Raw genomic sequence first — 19,048 nt, forward strand, 5'->3', positions numbered from 1 at the left:
CAGGTGTATTGAACGCTTAATTCCGGATCGTTCGTGAAATTATGCAGATCGTTCAGATCTGAGGTGGATCAGTGCGTGGACCGGTAAGCAGCCGGCGACAGACCAATCTGCTTCTTGAACACGCGGGAGAATGCAGCCTCGGAGGCATAGCCAACCTCGGCTGCTGCATCGGCCACGTTCCAGCGGGCCTCGGTCAGACCGTGGCAGGCGATCTGCATCCGCCAGTCCGTCAGGTATTGCATCGGCGTCGTGCCCATCTTCTCGGCAAAGAGCTGAGCGAAGGCAGTGCGCGACATGCCAGCCTCACGGGCCAGCAACTCGACGCTCCACTCCTGCGCCGGGGCTTGATGAAAGGCGGTCAGCGCGCGGGATATGCGCGGATCGGCGAACCCTGCCAACGCTGTATCGCTGGGGCTTTGATGTTCCAAATGTGCGCGGATAGCCTGTGCAAACAGCACCTCGGACAGTTTCAGGGCGATCAGATCACCACCGATCCGGGTTCCGTTAATCTCGGACCCGATCATGCGCAGAGTCGATTCGATCCAGGCCCCGGCCTCTTCGCCGTAATTTTCGATCAGGATGTAAGGAGGTAGCCGGTCGATCAGCATATGTCCGGTACCTTGCCGCCCCGGTGGGCCGGTGAACGAGAAATGTCCGCAGATCAGCTGAGTGTCGCGGCTTTTGTCCTCCCCGCCATATATCAGGACGCCATCGCCCCGATAACCGGCGTCTTCCAGAACTTGTTCCAGTGGCAGAGCATCCAATGGTTTGACCTCATTACACAGCAGAGCATGGGCAGCTCCGTGTGGAATCAGAATCAAATCGCCCTGCTTCAGGCGCAGCATTTCCCCTGAGTTAGAGACATACACTTTCAACTCCCCTCGTTGCACAAAGTGAAACCGGGCGACGTTCTGATAGGCCGGAACCTGAATGCCGAAAGGCGGCGTGAAGGAGGTTCGGAAATAGAACGTCCCGCGCAGGGACAGGCGGGTAAGAATATCGCTGAGGAGGTCCAACATGGGTTAAACCTACACCCGCTTGCGCATTCGTCCAGCAATCTGGACGATCTGCACAAAAGCTTGAACGGCGGGCAAAGAAAAACCCCCGCGAAACGCGGGGGCTTTCGAATTCGTCGTCTCTTTTTTGATCAGGCGCGGACCAACGCCTCGTAATCGGCAGCGATCTCACGGGTGATGTCACCAACCTCAAAGGTATAGTCACCGATCTGACCCACCGGAGTGACCTCGGCCGCGGTGCCGGTCAGCCAACACTGTTCAAAATCGGCCATCTCTTCAGGTTTGATATGGCGCTCGATCACGTTGATGCCCTTGTCTTTCAGCATCTGGATCACCGTCTGGCGGGTGATGCCGTTCAGGAAGCAATCCGCCAGCGGCGTGTGAACCTCTCCGTCCTTGACGAAGAACACGTTGGCTCCGGTCGCTTCGGCCACATACCCGCGGTAATCCATGAACAGCGCGTCCGAACAGCCCTTGGCCTCAGCCTTGTGCTTCGAAATGGTGCAGATCATGTAGAGACCCGCTGCCTTAGCATGGACCGGAATGGTTTCCGGGCTGGGGCGTTTCCATTCGGCAATGTCCAGCTTGGCGCCCTGCATCTTGGCGTCGCCGTAATAGGCACCCCACGGCCAGACCGCGACGGCCATACGCACAGGGTTGCGGGCCGATGCCACGCCCATATCCTCACCGGAACCGCGCCAGACCAGCGCACGGATATAGGCATCCTGCAGGCCGCTGGCTTTCAAGGCTTCTTCCTTGGCGGCTTCGATCTGATCGACCGTGTAGGGCATCGGGATGTCCAGCGCTTCGGCCGAGGCGATCAGACGCTCGGAATGTTCGCGGCTTTTGAAGATCTTGCCATTATAGGCGCGCTCACCCTCAAACACCGAAGAGGCATAGTGCATCGCGTGGGACAGGATGTGCACATTGGCCTCACGCCAAGGCACCAGTTCGCCATCCATCCAGATCACGCCGTCACGATCATCATACCCCGCCATGCGAAACCTCCTGACTTGGGTTGAATTTTGCGATTGTTGCGCCATTTAAGTCCGATGCGGACATAAAGTTGCGCAGAAACTGAAGTTCGATACCTGTCCACTCTTGGAATGTCAATAACGCTGACATAAAGTCGATCCCGAGTAACGAATGAGGCATACTATGTCGGATACGCGCCCCGCCCAAGTCTTTGGCGGTGAAAGCCTTTTGTTTCTGACCGACGAACAGTTGCGGCAAGGGATAGAAGCGATGTTTTTCGCCTATCGGGGCTTTACCGCCGATCCTGACCGTATTTTAGCCCAGCTGGCCTATGGCCGGGCGCATCACCGTGCAGTCCATTTCATCAACCGCGCACCGGGTACGACCGTGAACAACTTGCTTGCCATTTTGGGGGTGACAAAACAGTCCCTGAACCGGGTGCTTCGGACGCTGATCGAAGACGGTCTGGTAGAAAGCCGCGTGGGCACGGTGGATAAACGTGAACGGCACCTGTTTTTGACCGAAAAGGGCAAGGCGCTTGAGGCGAAACTGTCCGAGGCCCAGCGCGTCCGGATGCGTGCCGCCTACAAGGATGCTGGTCCCGAAGCGGTCTCAGGATTTCGTAAAGTACTTGAAGCGATGATGGATGCTGATATGCGTCATGCTTACACGAAACTGCGGGATACCACCTCATGAGCGATATGGACGCCCATCTGCTGATCGTCGACGACGATGAGCGTATTCGTGATTTGCTCAAGAAGTTCTTGATGCGCAGCGGTTTTCTGGTCACCGCGGCCCGCGATGCGGCACATGCGCGGCGGGTGTTGTCGGGATTGGATTTCGACATGATCGTGCTGGATGTGATGATGCCGGGCGAAGATGGCGTCAGCCTGACGAAGACACTGCGCGAAACTCATAGCACGCCGATCCTGCTGCTGACGGCGCGCGGCGAGACCGAGCATCGCATCGCCGGGCTTGAGGCCGGGGCGGATGACTACCTCGCCAAACCTTTCGAGCCGAAAGAGCTGTTGCTGCGGATCAACGCGATTTTACGGCGAATGCCGGAAACGCCGGCGCAGGATACCGCGACCAAGATTCTGAACCTCGGCCCGATCCGCTATGACGTGGAACGTGGTGAAATGTGGCAAGGCGAAGAGCCGGTCCGTCTAACCGCGACCGAGAGCCAGTTGATGAAGATCTTCTCGGCCCAGCCGGGGGAACCGATCAGCCGGGCCAAGCTGGTTGAGGATCTGGGCCGCGATAAGGGTCAGGCGCAGGAGCGCGCTGTGGACGTGCAGATCACGCGTTTGCGTCGCAAGATCGAGCAGGATCCGAAGCAGCCTAGGTATTTGCAGACTGTCCGGGGTGCCGGATACATGTTGGCGCCGGATTGATTTGGCCGCTGCGTGGCGATTCCATTGCCTTCGGCGAGAAAATTAATAGCCAGATGAACAGGGGATCGTTATGAAGACAGCCCTTTTGACCCATGCCGATTGTTTGGGACATGTGACACCGGACGGGCACCCAGAGCGGGTGGCGCGGCTGGAGCATATTCTGCACGCGCTTGAGGCTTTGGACCTGAACCGGGTGACGGCCCCTTTGGCGGCGGACGATGACCTGTTGCGGGTGCATCCCGAAAGCTACATCCGGGATGTTCGTCAGGCGTGCCCGGCGGAGGGGTTTGCGCAGATCGACGGGGACACGTTCATGTCACCGGGTTCGGTCGATTCAGCCTATCGTGCCGCAGGGGCTGTGGTACGGGCGGTGGATATGGTTCTGGTCGGAGAAGCTCCGAACGCGTTTTGTGCGATTCGGCCTCCGGGGCATCATGCGGAGACAGACACTGCGATGGGGTTTTGCCTGTTTGGCAACGCGGCGCTGGCGGCGAAACATGCGCTGGATCATCACGGGCTAAAGCGCGTCGCTGTGGTGGATTTCGACGTTCATCACGGAAATGGCACGCAGGATTTGCTGTGGGATGAACGGCGCGCGCTTGTGATCACCAGCCAGCAGATGCCTCTGTGGCCCGGATCGGGGCGACCGGATGAGACCGGCGCTTTTGAGACCATTCTCAATATACCTCTTGCACCCGGGACAGGCGGGGCTGAGATGCGCAGGGCTTATGAAACGCAAGCCTTCCCGCGCCTGCGTGCTTTCAAGCCGGAACTGATCATCATCTCGGCCGGGTTTGACGCGCATCAGGACGATCCGCTGGCCAATCTGAACTGGTCCACCGGCGATTTCGCCTGGGTCACGGCCGAACTGTGCAAGATCGCCGATGAGCTGTGTGAGGGACGTATCGTCTCGACTCTGGAAGGCGGGTATGATCTGAACGCACTGGCCGAGGCCACCCGCGCCCATGTGGAAGAATTGATGAAGGCAGCCCGATGACCGATACTCCCGTTGATCAGATGACATTCGAACAGGCGATGAAAGAGCTTGAGGCCGTGGTCGGCCAGCTGGAGCGCGGCGACGTGGCGCTGGACCAGTCCATCGCGCTCTATGAACGTGGGGCGGCGTTGAAAAAGCGCTGCGAGGATGAGCTGAAGCGGGCCGAAGAAAAGGTCGCTGCGATCACTTTGGACGCCAATGGTCAGCCGACCGGGACGACACCTGTCGAAGGTCAGTAAATGTTTCGCGAAAAGTTAGCGCAGGATGCGGCGCGGATTCAGGATCAGTTCGATCTGGTTCTGGGGGCGTTGGACGATCTGGATGTGACCCGTGCGATGGCATATGCCACCGAGGGCGGTAAGCGGCTGCGCGGATTTCTGGTGTTGGAAAGCGCGCGCCTGCACGGTGTGGACGAGGATTGCGCGATCTGGCCCGCCGTGGGGATCGAGGCGCTGCATGCCTATTCGCTGGTGCATGACGATCTGCCCTGTATGGACGACGATGACTTGCGCCGCGGGCGGCCCACTGTGCATATAAAATGGGATGAAGGTACTGCCGTTCTGGCTGGAGATGCGCTGCAAACGCTGGCGTTTGAGCTGTGCACCCGGCCCGAGGTTGGCGAGGCAGAGGTGCGGGCGGAATTGGCTCTAACACTGGCCAAAGCCAGCGGAGCGCAGGGTATGGTTCAGGGTCAGGCGCTGGATATTGCGGCTGAGACGGCTGCGACCCCGCTGACGCTGGACGACATTACGCGCCTACAGGCAGGCAAGACGGGGGCGCTGTTCGAATGGTCGGCCTGCGCCGGTGCGCGGCTGGCGCAAGCAGACCCTGAGCCGTTGCGCCAATATGCCCAAGCTCTGGGCCTTGCTTTTCAGATCGCAGACGACATCCTTGATGTGGAGGGTGATGCCGAAAAGGCCGGAAAACGCCTGCAAAAGGACGCGGGTGCGGGCAAGGCGACTTTTGTTTCGCTTCTGGGGCTGGACGCGGCCAAAGCCCGGGCGGTGGAACTGGTGGAGCGGGGGTGCGCTGCGTTGGACGGGTATGGCGCATCTGCTGAAACCTTGAAGGACGCCGCCCGCTTCGTTATTGCCCGGGACAGCTAAGCCAGGAACGCCATATGTCTGACCGCCCGAACACGCCTCTGCTGGACCTTGTGAGTCGCCCTGCTGATCTCAAGCAGTTCTCGGACGCGCAACTGCAGCAGGTGGCGCAGGAGCTGCGGGCTGAGACGATCTCGGCCGTGTCCGTGACTGGCGGGCATCTGGGGGCGGGTCTCGGCGTGGTCGAGCTGACCACCGCTCTTCACGCGGTGTTTGACACGCCCCGCGACAAAATCATCTGGGACGTAGGGCACCAGTGTTATCCGCACAAAATCCTGACCGAACGCCGTGACCGTATCCGCACCCTGCGGATGAAAGACGGCCTCAGCGGCTTCACCAAGCGCAGCGAAAGCCCCTATGACCCGTTTGGTGCAGCCCATTCCAGCACCTCTATTAGCGCTGCACTGGGTTTTGCCGTTGCGCGCGATTTGGGCGGCGTTACCCCCGAAGGTCTGGGCGACGCGATTGCGGTAATTGGCGATGGCTCGATGTCGGCGGGTATGGCCTTTGAGGCAATGAACAACGCAGGTCATCTGCGCAAACGCCTGATCGTGATCCTGAACGACAATGAGATGAGCATCGCCCCACCAGTCGGCGCGCTGTCCAGCTACCTGTCTCGGATTTATACCGAGGCTCCGTTCCACGACTTGAAAGCCGCTGCAAAGGGCGCTGTTTCGCTGTTGCCCGAGCCCTTCCGCGAAGGCGCCAAGCGAGCCAAGGAAATGCTGAAGGGCATGGCCGTAGGTGGCACATTGTTCGAAGAGCTCGGCTTTTCTTATATCGGCCCGCTGGACGGGCACGACATGGATCAGTTGTTGCCGGTTCTGCGCACAGTCAAAGCGCGGGCGACTGGCCCTATCCTGATCCACATACTGACCAAGAAAGGCAAAGGCTACGCCCCCGCCGAACAGGCTCGTGACAAGGGACACGCTACGGCCAAATTCGATGTGGTGACGGGAAAACAGCACAAGACACCATCCAACGCACCGTCTTATACTTCGGTCTTTGGCAAGGCACTTGTCGAAGAGGCCGGGCGCGATGACAAGATCGTCGCCGTCACTGCTGCGATGCCGGATGGTACTGGGCTGAACCTGTTTGCGGAGCGCTACCCCTCTCGCTGTTTCGACGTGGCGATTGCCGAGCAGCATGGCGTGACTTTCGCGGCGGCGCTGGCGGCCGGGGGGATGAAACCGTTTTGCGCGATGTATTCGACATTCCTGCAGCGCGGTTACGATCAGGTGGTGCATGACGTGGCCATTCAGCGCCTGCCGGTGCGCTTTGCCATTGATCGCGCGGGTCTGGTAGGCGCCGATGGCGCAACCCATGCAGGGTCGTTCGACATCGCCTATCTGGCGAACCTGCCCGGCATGACCGTCATGGCCGCCGCAGATGAGGCCGAACTTGTGCATATGGTTGCCACCGCAGCCGCCCATGACGATGGCCCCATCGCCTTCCGCTATCCGCGCGGAGAAGGGGTGGGCGTCGATCTGCCGGAGCGCGGCGAGGTGCTGGAAATAGGAAAAGGCCGCATGATCCAGTCAGGCGCGCGCGTGGCGTTGCTGTCGTTTGGCACCCGTCTGGCCGAAGTTCAAAAGGCCGCCGAAGCCCTTTCGGCCCGGGGGATCACCCCCACCATCGCCGACGCGCGGTTTGCCAAACCGCTGGATCGCGAGTTGATCCTTGATCTGGCCGCGAACCACGAGGCCCTGATCACCATCGAAGAAGGAGCTGTCGGTGGTTTCGGCAGCCATGTGGCGCAACTATTGGCGGATGAAGGCGTGTTCGATCACGGGCTGAAATACCGCTCGATGGTGCTGCCGGATACCTTCATTGACCAAGCCAGCCCTGCCGATATGTACGCCGTTGCTGGCATGAATGCCGAACAGATCGAAGCCAAGGTGTTGTCGGTTCTGGGCGTGACAAGCATCGGCGAAAAACGCGCCTGATCGATCAATGTGTGCTTAGCTGAAGCAAACTACACTGCCTAATCGATGCCACCTGCCAATCGATCGCCTCTCATTTCCTCGGTCTTTGTTGCCGTCATGGTTGAACGGGCCGAAAATCGTCCTTTATCACAATGATGTCGGCAACCCTTTCGCGCCCGAACGGTCTTGGCTAAGACAGATCAATACCGTCAGAACCCCGCCTGCGTTGAACAACTGGGAGCGCATTCATGAAGTTTTACCGTACGGTTCTCGCCGCTATCGTCTGTGCGCTGCCAATAGCGGCTCAGGCTCAATCCGAAAGCGAGACCGCACCCGGTTTGATGGTCGAATTGAATGCCGTCCAGGACGTCGAAGGTGCCTGCCGGTTGACCTTTCTGGTTGAGAACGAAACCGAGACGTCAATTGATGCAGCCAGCTATCAAGTGGTGATTTTCGACGCAGCCGGTGTTTTTGAGCGCCTCACCCTTTTCGGTTTTCGCGAATTGCCCGCTGGGCGCCCACGTGTGCGTCAATTCGATGTTCGAAACATCACTTGTGAAAACTTGGGGCGTGTTCTTATCAATGGTGTCAGCAGCTGTGTTGTCGGTGGGTCCGAAAGCAATATATGCGATCAGACACCGACCCTGCGCAGCCGAACAGAAGTGGAGCTTTTGGGATGAGTTTTCTGGACGCCCTCCGTGAAATCCTGGCCCTTGGCGGGCCGGTTGTGGCCATCCTGATCGCCATGTCCGTGGTGACGCTGGCGGTGACGCTGTACAAGCTCTGGCAGTTTACGGCGTCGGGTGTTGGGCGGCACCGGGTGCTGTCGCAGGCGTTGGAGGCTTGGGACGCCGGTGACAAGCAAGCGGCCCGTGCGCGGCTGGCGAAAAGCCACAGCTATCTCGCACCGCTGGTGGGTGTGGCAATGGACGCGCCGGATGCGCCCGGCTTGGATCAACGATTGGACGCCGAAGCCGGGTTGGCACTGGCCGGGCTCGAACGTGGATTCCGCCTGTTGGATACTGTGGCGCAGTTGGCACCTTTGCTGGGTCTGTTCGGCACGGTTTTGGGCATGATCGAAGCGTTCCGCAGCTTGCAGTCCGCCGGGTCTTCGGTTGATCCGTCTCTGCTAGCCGGTGGTATCTGGGTGGCGCTGGTGACGACGGCGGTGGGGCTGGCTGTGGCGATGCCGACCTCGATGGTGCTGTCGTGGTTCGAAAGCCGCACAGCGCGCGAACGGGTGTTCGCTGACAAGGCGCTGCGCACGGTTCTGGTGCCGGGGCAGGCCATCCCGCTTGCTGAGGACGCGCAAGGCATGGCGGTCGCGCCCGGACATGCGTAACGTCGCACCTTTTGTCAGACGGCCAATGGCGATGACACCGCTCATCGACGTGATTTTTCTGCTGTTGCTGTTCTTCATGCTGACCTCGACCTTCTCGAAATATGCTGAGATCGAGCTGAGCAACGCCACGGCCGGTGGGGCGCCCTCGGACGCGCCCCAGGATCGCGCCTTTATCCAGTTGGGGGCCGAGCGGGTGGTCCTGAACGGCGCACCGATCACGCTGGAGGAGCTGACGGAACAGGTCACGACCGGGCAGGTGTTGATCAGCCTTGATCCCGATACGACGGCGCAGCGTCTGGTGGACCTGCTGGTGCTGCTGCGCGGTCGCGAGGGCCTCAGCGTTCTGGTGCTGGAATGATCCGTGTTAACCGCCCCCGCCGCAAACGAGATTCGACCATTGCGCTGATCAATGTCGTTTTCCTGATGCTGATCTTCTTTTTGATCGCAGGTACGGTGGCGACGCCGTTGGACCCTGATCTGAATCTGGTCGACACATCCGAGCTGGACGGGCGCGAGCCGCCCGACGCGTTGGTCTTGCATCAGGACGGAACACTCAGCTTTCGCGGCGCGCCGATAGACGCCGAAACCTACATGGCAGGTCGTGACCCCGGGCCGGTGCGGATCGTGCCGGACCGTGAAGCATCGGGTGCGCGGCTGATCGAGGTGACCGGCCAGTTGCGCCGTCTGGGTGCGCAATCGGTATTTGTCGTGACCGAGAAGGCGCTGGAATGATCCGTGGCTCGGTCGTCATAGCGGTTCTGGCAGCGCTGCTGTCGCTGCTGTTGCACTTGATGGGGCTAAGCCTGACCGCGCCGCGATTGGCGGAACAGCCCAGTCAGACCGGTTCATCAGATGCGGTCGAGCTGAGCAACAGTTTTGAAGATCTGGTCGAAGCTGTTGCCGAACCGGTCGAACCCGAGCCTGAGGCGGCTCCAGAGCCTCCGGTCGAGGAACCGCCGGAGCCCGCGCCTGAACCGGCTGAGCTTCCGACCAGCGAGGTACATGTGGCCTCAGACGACCCCAAGCAAACTTTCGCCCCCGATACAGGTAAGTCCGAGGTCTTGCAGCCGGTTGCGCCCGAACCCGTTGAAACCGAAGCGCCAAAGACCGAAGACACAACCGATGGCGAGGCAAATGCCAGCGACGATGTGGACGAGACCCCACCCACTGAAACGACTGAGGTTGTTGAGGCGCCCGAGGGCAACCCCGAAGCGCCTGAACCGGCTGATGAAACCCCGGCGGCACCCGAACCCACTGAAACCGAGGAGATTGCCACGCTGCCCGAACCGTCCGAAGATCCCGTGCCATCGGTAGCTCCGGTTGTCCCATCCGAAAGCGACGTGGTTGAGGCTGACATCCCCACCGCCGAGGAAGAACCGTTGCCTGAAACCGAAAACAATAGAGAAGGAACGGAATTGGCTGTGACCTCTTCGATCCGACCGAAATTGCCGGACCGGAATCCACAGGCAGAACCACAGGGCACGTTGAACGGGGCGCGGGATTTCAGTGCTTTACAGTTTCCAACCCGCGAGGTCGAGTCGCCCTTGACCACGTATAGACGCAGGGGCGTAGATGTTTTTACCTCGGGCGACAGTGGAGCGCGTTCGGGCGGTAGGAACCCCGGAAACTCGGACCGCACCAACTATGCCGGGCGCGTTCTGATCCACCTGAACCGCTCACCTATCGTCTACACCGCAGCGCGGGGTTTCGCGAGAGTGTTCTTTGTGATCAACCCGGACGGAACTTTGGCTTATGTCGAAGTCGTGGATACCAACGGCTCGCCAGATCTTGAACGGGCAGCCAAGGCGCAGGTTGAAGCGGCCTCTCCCTTCCCAAAGCCACCTGGCGGGACCAGCCGGTCGCTGTCTTTTGTGTATTCCAGTAAATGAGCGGTCTAGGGCGTCCAGGGGTGATGACCTTATTCCTTTTCAAAGAACAGAATAACTTCGCCCAGTCGCACACCATAGCGCGAGACATAGGCGCGGTTCAGCAGGCGGTCATCGCTCAGCAACCACATCCAGTCGTCGAAAGTTACCCGCATTGTGCCATCTTTTACCGGCAGGTCGATCTTGTATTTCCAGTTGAACGTATCGCCGCGCTCAACCCCGCTGGCAGTGCCCAAAACGCCCGGCGCGGTGCCGGTCCAGGTATCCTCGCCGGTCTTGGTCAGGGTCCATATGCGCTGTTCTGTGGCGCCGTCATCATAGACGAAATCCTCGACTAGGGTCAGGGTTGTGCCGTCCCAAGTGCCCTCGATTTCGACGGTAAAGCGGCGGGGGATATTCCCCAAGACGTCTTGAAACTGACCGTAGGCAACCGTTTTGCCCTCAAAGAATTCCTCAAGGTTCAATTGCCGGTCAGACAGGAAACTCTTGGGCACACGCGGTTTGGCCGAACAGGCCGCCAGTGCCGCCAGTCCCGCAACGGCAAGCGCCAAGATCAGAAATCGACGGGCGATCATTGCAGAGTCCTCGTCTCTGCCGCGGCATCATAGCCGTTGGAGCCGCTGACATGCGCGGTTTTAGCGTCCGGTGCCGGGCGCATAGTCGCAACCAGTTCGGCGACCTTTATGCCAAACTTGCGCATTTCGGATCGGTTCATGATCACGCCGTTTTCGGTCAGGTACATCCAGTCAGTGACGTCCAATGTGTGCCCGCCCGCGTCTTCGGGCAGGATGATGCGGTAAGACAGCTTGACGGTCGAGCCTGAGATGGTGCCTTTGCCTTCACCGACAATATCATCCGCCGTAGCGGTAAATGTGTTGCCAGTGCCCAGCGTCAGATACCATTTGCGAGTCATCTTCTTGCCGTTGGAATAGGTGAAGTGCTCGGCCAGCGTGCCGGTATTGCCGTCCCATTCGCCAACCATGCGGGCGACGAAGCTGTTCGACATCTTGCCATTGGGTCCATAGATCAGCCCTTCGGACAGGATCTCTCCATTTAGCGCTTCTTTCATTTTAAATTCCGGTCCGGTGCCTGTGTAGTCCGACGGCGACTGCGACCGAAAGCTCAGGAAACGGTTTTTTGCGACGAGCAGAGCCAGGATGGCGAGGAGTAAAACGACAAGCGTTTTCATTTGGCTGTGACCTCCGTAGGCAGCGTCAGGACCAGCCCGAACGCGCCGAGTTTCAGGATGCAGGGCAGCACGGCATAGGCGAGGGTGAGCGTCCTCAACGCTTCCGTTGAATTGGCTTGCCCGGGAGTGAAACCGCTGCGTTCCAGCAGCGGCAGGGTGAAAAAGGCAGCAAGGGCGAGGCCCAGCTTGCCTGCAAATGACCAGATGCCGAATGCAGCCGAGGCGTTCAGCCCGGCGCGTGTCAGCACGACCGAGAACATGGCCGGCAGCACCACCATATCCGCCCCCAGCGCCGCGCCGGAGGCCAGACAGATCAGTGCAAACCCGGTGAGATTTCCGGCTGACAGCATGGCGGCACCGACGAAACTCGCGATGGACAGTGGCATGGCGATCATCAGGGTCTGTTTTGGGCCAATTCTGTTGCTGAGCTTGGCCCAAAGCGGCACCGTAACGCCGGCGCTGAGAAAGAACAGGATCAGTAGCGGCCCGGCTTTTCCGGTCAGTTGCAGTCGATCTTCGACGAAGAAGAGAAACAGGGTCGAGGTGATCGCCACAGGCAAGCTGTTGACGAGCGCCAGCAGCAGCAGACGCAGCGCTCCAGCCTGACCGAGCCCTGCAAACGAGAGACCTTCACCGGTGATCGGCGTGCGCCGCCACATTGGTAAGGTCAGAGTCAAGGTCAGGATGGCTAGCAGTCCCAGAAACAGACCGAACGCCGGATAGCCCTGAGCGCTTGCCCCGAAGGCCACGAACAGGGCCGGAGCGCTGGCGGCGAGGATCACGCCGGTCAGTTGCCCCCCTTCGCGCCATGCGGCCAATGTCATCAGTTCCTTTGCGTCCGGGCGTTTCGCCAGCGTTGCGCTGCGGCCATAGAGCAAGATAGTCCCAAGGCTATAGGCCGAGAACAGAAGCACCAAAACAGACACTAAAACGGAGATATTGGCGCCTTCGGGCAGGCCAAACAGTAGTGGAAACCCTATCGCCAAACCAATCGCAGCCGTTGAGGCGAATAGCAGTTGCGCGTGCGGCCATCGGTCGATCGCCCAGCCGATCAGCGGATCCTGCACCAGATCAACCAGCCGGATTACCAGCAAGACGGTACCGATCACCCCCAACCCGATGCCCAGATTAACCGCCGCAAATCGTGGGAGATGGATGTACAGAGGAATACCCGCTGCTGCCAACATCAGGGCATAAAGGCTGACCCGAGGATACAGCATCACTGGCCTTTCAGCTGCCGGGTGAAGCTGGCGGATCTGGTATCACTGCCCAGGAAAATTGACATAAAGGCCCGTTTGGCGCCCGGATATGACAGCGTGCAGGTCTTTTGGCCGTTGCGCCAGAACCCGACCTTGTTTGCGCCCTCCGAGATCGCAATGTAGTTGTCGCCCTTGCTGACGGCTTTGAAACATTGCTCCAACTGGCTCTGCGTTGGGACTGGATTTCCTTGGCGGGCCATCTCATCCAACGTGGATTCGACCAGAGCCTTTTGCTTCAGGTTCTTGCGATAGGTCAGTTGCAGGCCGACATCCTCATTCCAACTGAACGCTGCGCCCTGCGGCGTGTAAAGCTTGGCGTCGTATACCGGTACACCCAAAAACCGGAACGTCGCGCTGCCCTTTAGCTGGGCGTCGGTCAGTGCCTGCGTAATAGGCGATGCTGCCAGCCCAGCCGGGGCCAGTATGACAAAAGAGACCAGAGCCGCACGGCACATGTCGTTGATTGGCCTAAGCAGGGATGGCCGGGTCTTTTTCAAGCAAGCCATTGTCAGCTCCGAGTGTATGCGGGGTGCCGTTCAGGCGCTCGACAACATGCATCGCGCTGGCAATCCCGTCTTCGTGAAAGCCATGCCGGTTGTAAGCACCGGCAAACCAAGTTCGGTTCTGTCCCTGCATCTCGCGGATTTGCCCTTGTGCTTTCAGGGCCGCCTTGTCGAAGACCGGATGGGCAAATTCGACCTGATCATAGGTTTTATCCGCGGCAATCTCTGACGACGCGTTCAGCGTCACGAACAGCGGGTCGCTGTCCGGAATGTTCTGTAGCCGGTTCATCCAGTAGGTGACGCCGACGTTCCCGGCTTGCGAGCGGTAGGTCCAACTGGACCAGCAGGCGCGCCGCCGGGGCATCTGACGCGGGTCACAATGCAAGATGGCGGTATTGGGCTGGTAGCGTATAGACCCTAATGCAGCTTTTTCTGCCTCGGTAGCCGCTTGACCCAGGATGGCAAGGGACTGATCGGAATGAGTGGCAAGAATGATCTCGTCAAACAGATCGGCCTGTCCCTGGCTGTGGACGGTAACGCCGGTTTCATCGCGTTGAATGTGGCCGACAGGCGAGGCCAGACGGATTTCGCTCCCGCGCGCGCGAAGGGCAGCGTCGATGCGACGGACATATTCGATACTGCCGCCTTTCACCGTGTACCACTGATGCTGGTTTGCGCGTCCGCTGGCCAGCAGGGCGTGGTTGCGGAAGAACTGTACCAGCGAGCGGGCCGGGAACTGATCCACAAACTCCACCGGAGTGGACCAGATCGCACCGCACATCGGCATCAGATAGTTGTGGCGGAACCAGTGGCCCAGACGCAGCTGGTCTACCAGCTCTCCGATCGTGGTGTCATCGTCTTGGGCAGCCTCGGGGGCCTCTTTACCGAACCGCAGAATGTCCGCGATCATCTTGTAATATGCAGGTCGGGCGAGATTGCGTTTTTGCGCTGTCAGCGTGCGCAAGTTGTTCAGCCCGTATTCGATGCGGCCATTGTCAATGGTGGCGCCAAAGCTCATCTCAGATTTGATGACCGGCACGTTTAACTCGTCAAACAGGCGCGTCAGATACGGGTAGGTGACATAGTTGAAAACGATGAACCCGGTGTCCACGGGCTGTTCCCCATTCTTTCCAGCCATTACGGTGCGCGCGTGGCCGCCAAGTCGGGGTTCGGCTTCAAACACGGTCACATCGTTAATTTCTGAGAGATAGTAAGCAGCTGACAGACCTGAGATACCTGCACCTACCACCGCGATTTTCTTGCGTACGCCTCGGGTTTCGTCGAACATGCCATCCTCTTTGTGCGACATTTTACAATAGGATACGCATGGTATGCGGGGGTGGATCAATCGGATTAGAAGTTTTTCGCAGACGCGCTACGTCGTGATGTCTGGTGATGTGATCCAGCCCCCTGCACCAGCCGTAACACCTGCATCACAACGGAAGTGGCCTGGGCATGAGCAGCTTTAACGGAAAAACCTATTGGATCATCGGCGCCAGCGAAGGTCTGGGTCGTGCGTTGGCCGAGGCGTTGAACCGTAAGGGCGCGCACCTGATCCTGTCCGCGCGCAATGCCGATCGTCTGGCCGAGATCTGCGCAGCCCTGCCCGATGCACAAGCCGTACCTTGTGATGTGACCGATCTGGACTCGGTGCGCCGTGCCGCGGTTGAGGCTGGAGATGTCGATGGGCTGGTCTACAACGCCGGGGCTTATGAGCCGATGCGCTCGGGTGAATGGGATACAGAGGCGGTTTTGGCAATGACCGATGTGAATTATACCGGCGCGCTGCGGGTTCTGGGCGAGACGGTGCCCGGGTTCGTGCGTGGGGGCCGGGGGGATATCACTTTGATTGGCTCGCTGTCCGGCTATCGCGGTCTGCCGGCTGCGGTGGGGTATGCCGCCAGCAAGGCAGCGTTGGTCTCGCTGGCGGAAACGATGCGGTTCGATCTGGCGGGCACTGGGGTGACGGTCAGGATCGTCAATCCGGGTTTCATCAAAACTCGCCTGACCGAGAAGAACAGTTTCAAAATGCCGATGTTGATGACGCCCGAGGACGCGGCAGAAAGGGTGGTCCAGGCGATGTCACGCCGCCGCTTCCGTACCGATTTCCCGGCGCCGTTTTCCTGGGTGATCCGGTTGCTAGATTACCTTCCGGATTGGCTGATCTATCGCGGATAATAGACCCTAATAAATGCATTTCAACCGAACTGCCCTTGGCAAAACCAGCCTGCCGACATGGTGCCGCCATGGCCGTAGAACAGCCACAGCCGCTCACCCTGTTCGGTCACCACGACCCAGTAATCGCGCACACCGCTGCGCCAATTGGGATCGTCCAGCCACCATTCCGGCGCGATGCGCTCCGGGCCGGTGGCCTGCGCCAGTTGCCAGTCGCGACCACGCCAGCGGAATGCGCTGGGGACGTCCGGGGTTTCCGGCGCCATCACCGGTTCGGGCTGCCACATCTGCAAGGGCCGGGGGCGCGGCGGCGCAGGCCAGTCGCGCGCTGGCTCCGACCACGCCGCTGCCAGCGTCTGCGCGGTTTTCTCGGGGATATGCGAGGCGGCTGGATGTCGCCGTGTGATCGCCTCAAGCCCGACCCGCGCGCCCAGTTTGCCGATCAGGTCATCCACGGCGGTATTGCCCTCAAGCCGGTCGCGGACGGCGCGGCGGGCCTCGGCATGTCCGGTGCGGGTGCGGGCGTGGATGGGTTCGGTCTGGATTGCCTCAAGTCGCAGCATGTCGATGCCATAACCTGCATCGATCTTGTCTATTTTCATCTCTAACAAAGGACGAATACGATGTTTATCATAGGTCGGGCGGGCCAGACCGACCTCAATGATCTCGGCGGCTTGATCGGCGCGATGCGCCTCAAGCCGAAGCGTTCGTACCCCACGATCTTTTTCTTCCAGTTTGGCACAGAGCGTCGGCAGAATTCGATCGACGGCAGCCATGACGTCCTCAATCAACCCGATCGGATTGGGTAAGGTCATCCGCACCGCAAAGTGATGTGGCGAACGGGCGGGCGAGACCGGCTCGGGCGCGCTGCCCATGGCCTGATCCAGCCGCAGCACCAGCCCGCGTCCGAACCGACGCGCCAGCGAGGCACGCGGTTGGCCCAGCAGATCGCCGATCCGGCGCAGACCCAGACGGTTCAGCTGCGCGATCACCTGATCCTCCAGCCGCAGTGCCGCGATGGGCAGGGGGCTGAGCGCACCATAGGACTGCCCCGACGCGGCGATGCGGGCACCACCGCCCAAGGCCATCACCTGCGGCGCGGCCCCGCCCTTGGTCCAGTGCCGCCGCTTGGTGGCGCGGGCGCGGGTGGCGCGGGCCTCTTGGCTGATGGCGTCGCCGTTGCGGTCGGATGTGGCCTCTTGCCCGGCGTAGCGGGCCAAAGCCCAGGCCGCGCCCAGCGTGTCGGCGATGCCCATCTGCACGCTCAGCCCCATATCGGCGCAGTCGGTTTCAAGCACGCTCAGCAAGGCCTCTTCGCCGCCGAACAGATGCGCGCAGCCCGACAGGTCGACGATCAGTCCGTCCGGAGCCTCTTCGGCCACCCACGGGCTGAACTTGCCAGCCCAGCGGCGCAAAGCAGTCAGGAATGCAGCCTCGGCCGGAGCGTTGCGGGGGCGCGTTACCAGCGTCGCGCACATGGCGTGGGCGTCGCGTACTGGCTGGCCCACACGCAGACCGGCAGCCTGAGCCTCGGTATTCAGCGAGGTGACCACCTGCATGTTCGACTGTTCTGCCACCACGGCCAAAGGCCCATCCTGCAGGCCCCGCGCGGCGCGGACCAGCCGTTCAGCCCCCAGACGGGGAAACCAGAGCGAGAGTATTCGGCGTTTGGGCATCGGCAGACATCAAAATGTTCCCATTTTGTTCTTACCGTAGAATCATGCCCTGAGTCCACGCTTACCCGCAGGTCAGGCGTTGAATGATCCCGGCGCCATTGACGAACACGTTCAAACGGTCGATCCGGTAATCTTGCGTGGCAATGTCATCCGGCCCCAAAACCCTGGCGCGTTCGGGAAGCGCCGCCTGAATGGTTGAGACCGGCTGACCAATGGAATCGGCGAAGGCGTCACCCTCACAAAAGGCCAGACCAACGGGCGCGGCCTCGGGCGAAAGGCGGGCGTCTTCCGGCGCGGGAGATGTCTCGGCGCAAGCGCTCAGCAGGATCAGGATCGGGATAAAATGGCGCATTGGCGTTCCTCTTTGGGGCAATGTCGTTTCTGCAATATCAAATCATTAGCCAATCTGTCACCAAAGCGCAGTTGAAAACGTCCTGCGATTGACGCAGGGTCGGGTCAAAGATGACAGGGAGATAACGATATGCGTACCCGTGCCGCCGTCGCCGTTCAGGCGGGCAAACCTTTGGAAGTGATGGATGTGAACCTCGAAGGCCCCAAAGCGGGCGAGGTTTTGGTGGAAATCAAGGCCACCGGCATTTGCCACACCGATGAATTCACCCTGTCGGGTGCTGACCCCGAGGGCCTGTTTCCAGCCATTCTGGGCCACGAAGGCGCAGGCGTCGTGGTTGAGGTCGGTCCGGGCGTGACCAGCCTGAAGCCGGGCGATCACGTGATTCCGCTCTACACTCCGGAATGTCGTGAGTGTGAATACTGTCTGCACCCCAAGACCAACCTGTGTCAGGCGATCCGTGAGACGCAGGGCAAGGGTCTGATGCCGGACGGCACCTCGCGTTTCTCGACGCTGGATGGCGACCCGATCCTGCACTACATGGGCTGCTCGACCTTCTCGAACCACACGGTTCTGCCTGAAATCGCGTTGGCCAAAGTGCGCGAGGACGCGCCGTTCGACAAGATCTGCTATATCGGTTGCGGTGTAACCACCGGCATCGGTGCGGTGATCAACACCGCCAAGGTGGAAATCGGCAGCCGTGCCATCGTGTTCGGTCTGGGCGGCATCGGCCTGAACGTGATCCAGGGCCTGCGTCTGGCCGGAGCCGATCAGATCGTCGGTGTCGACCTGAACCCCTCCAAAGTGGAAATGGCCACCAAGTTCGGCATGACCGACTTCGTGAACCCCAAAGAGGTCGAGGGCGATCTGGTTCCCTATCTCGTGAACCTGACCAAAGGCGGCGCGGATTACACATTCGATGCCACTGGTAATGTCGGCGTGATGCGCGACGCGTTGGAATCGGCACATAAGGGCTGGGGGGAGTCGATCATCATCGGCGTGGCGCCTGCGGGTGCTGAAATCTCAACCCGTCCGTTCCAGTTGGTCACCGGCCGATCCTGGCGCGGGACTGCCTTCGGCGGCGCGCGGGGGCGGACCGACGTGCCCAAGATCGTCGATTGGTATATGGAAGGGAAGATCGAGATCGACCCAATGATCACTCACACCATGGGTCTGGACGACATCAACCACGGCTTTGATCTGATGCATAAGGGTGAGAGCATCCGCTCGGTGGTGATCTACTAAGCCACTATACCGAG

At 60.2% G+C, this 19,048-nt stretch carries 22 protein-coding genes; 13 read left to right on the forward strand and 9 right to left on the reverse strand.

Features of this window, described 5'->3' with window-relative positions; all coding sequences use genetic code 11:
* Positions 1-68 precede the first annotated feature (68 nt).
* Together ABLN94_RS09660 and ABLN94_RS09665 are read right to left on the reverse strand one after the other, a co-directional pair.
* Positions 69-1,019 carry an AraC family transcriptional regulator gene (locus ABLN94_RS09660; RefSeq protein WP_352991911.1) on the reverse strand — a complete coding sequence of 317 codons (951 nt, stop codon included), beginning with the start codon at positions 1,017-1,019 and terminating at the stop codon, positions 69-71.
* A gap of 128 nt (positions 1,020-1,147) precedes the next feature.
* Positions 1,148-2,014 (reverse strand): branched-chain amino acid aminotransferase, encoded by an 867-nt coding sequence (locus tag ABLN94_RS09665; protein WP_170488112.1) that lies wholly within the window; start codon positions 2,012-2,014, stop codon positions 1,148-1,150.
* 160 nt (positions 2,015-2,174) lie between these two features.
* Here ABLN94_RS09665 and ABLN94_RS09670 point away from each other — a divergent pair, with 160 nt between their 5' ends.
* The 11 genes from ABLN94_RS09670 to ABLN94_RS09720 all read left to right on the forward strand — a co-directional run bounded on the left by ABLN94_RS09670 (position 2,175) and on the right by ABLN94_RS09720 (position 10,641).
* Positions 2,175-2,687, forward strand: a complete 513-nt coding sequence (locus ABLN94_RS09670; RefSeq protein ID WP_352991913.1) for a MarR family winged helix-turn-helix transcriptional regulator — start codon at positions 2,175-2,177, stop codon at positions 2,685-2,687.
* A complete protein-coding gene (locus ABLN94_RS09675) occupies positions 2,684-3,385 on the forward strand; it encodes a response regulator (protein WP_170488116.1) in 702 nt (233 codons plus the stop codon). Before ABLN94_RS09670 ends, ABLN94_RS09675 begins: the two co-directional genes overlap by 4 nt.
* A 70-nt stretch (positions 3,386-3,455) precedes the next feature.
* Positions 3,456-4,382, forward strand: coding sequence for a histone deacetylase family protein (locus ABLN94_RS09680; RefSeq protein ID WP_352991915.1), 927 nt, complete (start codon positions 3,456-3,458; stop codon positions 4,380-4,382).
* Positions 4,379-4,621, forward strand: coding sequence for an exodeoxyribonuclease VII small subunit (locus tag ABLN94_RS09685; RefSeq protein ID WP_058272726.1), 243 nt, complete (start codon positions 4,379-4,381; stop codon positions 4,619-4,621). The genes ABLN94_RS09680 and ABLN94_RS09685 overlap by 4 nt, the downstream gene beginning before the upstream one ends.
* Positions 4,622-5,488 (forward strand): polyprenyl synthetase family protein, encoded by an 867-nt coding sequence (locus ABLN94_RS09690; protein ID WP_352991917.1) that lies wholly within the window; start codon positions 4,622-4,624, stop codon positions 5,486-5,488.
* Positions 5,489-5,502: 14 nt separating this feature from the next.
* Positions 5,503-7,431, forward strand: a complete 1,929-nt coding sequence (gene dxs / locus ABLN94_RS09695; protein WP_352991918.1) for a 1-deoxy-D-xylulose-5-phosphate synthase — start codon at positions 5,503-5,505, stop codon at positions 7,429-7,431.
* 227 nt (positions 7,432-7,658) lie between these two features.
* Positions 7,659-8,090, forward strand: a complete 432-nt coding sequence (locus tag ABLN94_RS09700) for a hypothetical protein (RefSeq protein ID WP_352991920.1) — start codon at positions 7,659-7,661, stop codon at positions 8,088-8,090.
* Positions 8,087-8,752 carry a MotA/TolQ/ExbB proton channel family protein gene (locus ABLN94_RS09705; protein ID WP_170488126.1) on the forward strand — a complete coding sequence of 222 codons (666 nt, stop codon included), beginning with the start codon at positions 8,087-8,089 and terminating at the stop codon, positions 8,750-8,752. The genes ABLN94_RS09700 and ABLN94_RS09705 overlap by 4 nt, the downstream gene beginning before the upstream one ends.
* Positions 8,753-8,783: 31 nt before the next feature.
* Positions 8,784-9,110: a biopolymer transporter ExbD gene (locus tag ABLN94_RS09710; protein ID WP_170488128.1), complete on the forward strand. Its 327-nt coding sequence runs from the start codon at positions 8,784-8,786 to the stop codon at positions 9,108-9,110.
* Positions 9,107-9,484: an ExbD/TolR family protein gene (locus tag ABLN94_RS09715; protein WP_352991922.1), complete on the forward strand. Its 378-nt coding sequence runs from the start codon at positions 9,107-9,109 to the stop codon at positions 9,482-9,484. Before ABLN94_RS09710 ends, ABLN94_RS09715 begins: the two co-directional genes overlap by 4 nt.
* Positions 9,481-10,641 carry an energy transducer TonB family protein gene (locus ABLN94_RS09720; RefSeq protein WP_352991924.1) on the forward strand — a complete coding sequence of 387 codons (1,161 nt, stop codon included), beginning with the start codon at positions 9,481-9,483 and terminating at the stop codon, positions 10,639-10,641. The genes ABLN94_RS09715 and ABLN94_RS09720 overlap by 4 nt, the downstream gene beginning before the upstream one ends.
* Positions 10,642-10,670: 29 nt before the next feature.
* Here ABLN94_RS09720 and ABLN94_RS09725 read toward each other — a convergent pair whose 3' ends face one another.
* Genes ABLN94_RS09725 through ABLN94_RS09745 form a run of 5 tightly spaced genes read right to left on the reverse strand, consistent with a single transcriptional unit; the run spans position 10,671 to position 14,877 of the window.
* Positions 10,671-11,213, reverse strand: coding sequence for a DUF3833 domain-containing protein (locus tag ABLN94_RS09725; RefSeq protein ID WP_352991925.1), 543 nt, complete (start codon positions 11,211-11,213; stop codon positions 10,671-10,673).
* Positions 11,210-11,827 carry a DUF3833 domain-containing protein gene (locus ABLN94_RS09730; RefSeq protein ID WP_352991926.1) on the reverse strand — a complete coding sequence of 206 codons (618 nt, stop codon included), beginning with the start codon at positions 11,825-11,827 and terminating at the stop codon, positions 11,210-11,212. Before ABLN94_RS09730 ends, ABLN94_RS09725 begins: the two co-directional genes overlap by 4 nt.
* Positions 11,824-13,047: an MFS transporter gene (locus ABLN94_RS09735; RefSeq protein WP_352992170.1), complete on the reverse strand. Its 1,224-nt coding sequence runs from the start codon at positions 13,045-13,047 to the stop codon at positions 11,824-11,826. Before ABLN94_RS09735 ends, ABLN94_RS09730 begins: the two co-directional genes overlap by 4 nt.
* The gene (locus ABLN94_RS09740; RefSeq protein WP_352991928.1) at positions 13,047-13,592 is read right to left on the reverse strand and encodes a hypothetical protein; all 546 of its coding nucleotides are present in this window, start codon (positions 13,590-13,592) and stop codon (positions 13,047-13,049) included. Before ABLN94_RS09740 ends, ABLN94_RS09735 begins: the two co-directional genes overlap by 1 nt.
* Positions 13,555-14,877, reverse strand: a complete 1,323-nt coding sequence (locus ABLN94_RS09745; protein ID WP_352991930.1) for an NAD(P)/FAD-dependent oxidoreductase — start codon at positions 14,875-14,877, stop codon at positions 13,555-13,557. The genes ABLN94_RS09740 and ABLN94_RS09745 overlap by 38 nt, the downstream gene beginning before the upstream one ends.
* A 167-nt stretch (positions 14,878-15,044) precedes the next feature.
* Between ABLN94_RS09745 and ABLN94_RS09750 the strand changes: the two genes are divergently transcribed.
* Positions 15,045-15,767: an SDR family NAD(P)-dependent oxidoreductase gene (locus tag ABLN94_RS09750; RefSeq protein WP_352991932.1), complete on the forward strand. Its 723-nt coding sequence runs from the start codon at positions 15,045-15,047 to the stop codon at positions 15,765-15,767.
* 20 nt (positions 15,768-15,787) lie between these two features.
* On the opposite strand, the gene ABLN94_RS09755 is transcribed toward ABLN94_RS09750, so the two are convergent.
* Entirely contained in the window at positions 15,788-17,440 is a 1,653-nt protein-coding gene (locus ABLN94_RS09755; protein ID WP_352991933.1) for a DUF6504 family protein, read from the reverse strand.
* A gap of 61 nt (positions 17,441-17,501) precedes the next feature.
* Complete coding sequence (locus tag ABLN94_RS09760; RefSeq protein WP_352991935.1) at positions 17,502-17,792, reverse strand: I78 family peptidase inhibitor; 291 nt, start codon at positions 17,790-17,792, stop codon at positions 17,502-17,504.
* A 129-nt stretch (positions 17,793-17,921) separates the two neighbouring features.
* Here ABLN94_RS09760 and ABLN94_RS09765 point away from each other — a divergent pair, with 129 nt between their 5' ends.
* Positions 17,922-19,034 carry an S-(hydroxymethyl)glutathione dehydrogenase/class III alcohol dehydrogenase gene (locus ABLN94_RS09765; RefSeq protein WP_352991936.1) on the forward strand — a complete coding sequence of 371 codons (1,113 nt, stop codon included), beginning with the start codon at positions 17,922-17,924 and terminating at the stop codon, positions 19,032-19,034.
* Positions 19,035-19,048 lie beyond the last annotated feature (14 nt).

The sequence above is a fragment of the Ruegeria sp. SCP11 genome (assembly GCF_040329455.1).
GTDB lineage: Bacteria > Pseudomonadota > Alphaproteobacteria > Rhodobacterales > Rhodobacteraceae > Ruegeria > Ruegeria atlantica_E.

Excerpts from the sequence above, each read along its gene's own strand:
- ABLN94_RS09660 (WP_352991911.1), bottom strand. The coding sequence starts at position 1,019 with ATGTTGGACCTCCTCAGCGATATTCTTACCCGCCTGTCCCTGCGCGGG.
- ABLN94_RS09665 (WP_170488112.1), bottom strand. The coding sequence starts at position 2,014 with ATGGCGGGGTATGATGATCGTGACGGCGTGATCTGGATGGATGGCGAA.
- ABLN94_RS09670 (WP_352991913.1), top strand. The coding sequence starts at position 2,175 with ATGTCGGATACGCGCCCCGCCCAAGTCTTTGGCGGTGAAAGCCTTTTG.
- ABLN94_RS09675 (WP_170488116.1), top strand. The coding sequence starts at position 2,684 with ATGAGCGATATGGACGCCCATCTGCTGATCGTCGACGACGATGAGCGT.
- ABLN94_RS09680 (WP_352991915.1), top strand. The coding sequence starts at position 3,456 with ATGAAGACAGCCCTTTTGACCCATGCCGATTGTTTGGGACATGTGACA.
- ABLN94_RS09685 (WP_058272726.1), top strand. The coding sequence starts at position 4,379 with ATGACCGATACTCCCGTTGATCAGATGACATTCGAACAGGCGATGAAA.
- ABLN94_RS09690 (WP_352991917.1), top strand. The coding sequence starts at position 4,622 with ATGTTTCGCGAAAAGTTAGCGCAGGATGCGGCGCGGATTCAGGATCAG.
- dxs (WP_352991918.1), top strand. The coding sequence starts at position 5,503 with ATGTCTGACCGCCCGAACACGCCTCTGCTGGACCTTGTGAGTCGCCCT.
- ABLN94_RS09700 (WP_352991920.1), top strand. The coding sequence starts at position 7,659 with ATGAAGTTTTACCGTACGGTTCTCGCCGCTATCGTCTGTGCGCTGCCA.
- ABLN94_RS09705 (WP_170488126.1), top strand. The coding sequence starts at position 8,087 with ATGAGTTTTCTGGACGCCCTCCGTGAAATCCTGGCCCTTGGCGGGCCG.
- ABLN94_RS09710 (WP_170488128.1), top strand. The coding sequence starts at position 8,784 with ATGACACCGCTCATCGACGTGATTTTTCTGCTGTTGCTGTTCTTCATG.
- ABLN94_RS09715 (WP_352991922.1), top strand. The coding sequence starts at position 9,107 with ATGATCCGTGTTAACCGCCCCCGCCGCAAACGAGATTCGACCATTGCG.
- ABLN94_RS09720 (WP_352991924.1), top strand. The coding sequence starts at position 9,481 with ATGATCCGTGGCTCGGTCGTCATAGCGGTTCTGGCAGCGCTGCTGTCG.
- ABLN94_RS09725 (WP_352991925.1), bottom strand. The coding sequence starts at position 11,213 with ATGATCGCCCGTCGATTTCTGATCTTGGCGCTTGCCGTTGCGGGACTG.
- ABLN94_RS09730 (WP_352991926.1), bottom strand. The coding sequence starts at position 11,827 with ATGAAAACGCTTGTCGTTTTACTCCTCGCCATCCTGGCTCTGCTCGTC.
- ABLN94_RS09735 (WP_352992170.1), bottom strand. The coding sequence starts at position 13,047 with ATGCTGTATCCTCGGGTCAGCCTTTATGCCCTGATGTTGGCAGCAGCG.
- ABLN94_RS09740 (WP_352991928.1), bottom strand. The coding sequence starts at position 13,592 with ATGGCTTGCTTGAAAAAGACCCGGCCATCCCTGCTTAGGCCAATCAAC.
- ABLN94_RS09745 (WP_352991930.1), bottom strand. The coding sequence starts at position 14,877 with ATGTTCGACGAAACCCGAGGCGTACGCAAGAAAATCGCGGTGGTAGGT.
- ABLN94_RS09750 (WP_352991932.1), top strand. The coding sequence starts at position 15,045 with ATGAGCAGCTTTAACGGAAAAACCTATTGGATCATCGGCGCCAGCGAA.
- ABLN94_RS09755 (WP_352991933.1), bottom strand. The coding sequence starts at position 17,440 with ATGCCCAAACGCCGAATACTCTCGCTCTGGTTTCCCCGTCTGGGGGCT.
- ABLN94_RS09760 (WP_352991935.1), bottom strand. The coding sequence starts at position 17,792 with ATGCGCCATTTTATCCCGATCCTGATCCTGCTGAGCGCTTGCGCCGAG.
- ABLN94_RS09765 (WP_352991936.1), top strand. The coding sequence starts at position 17,922 with ATGCGTACCCGTGCCGCCGTCGCCGTTCAGGCGGGCAAACCTTTGGAA.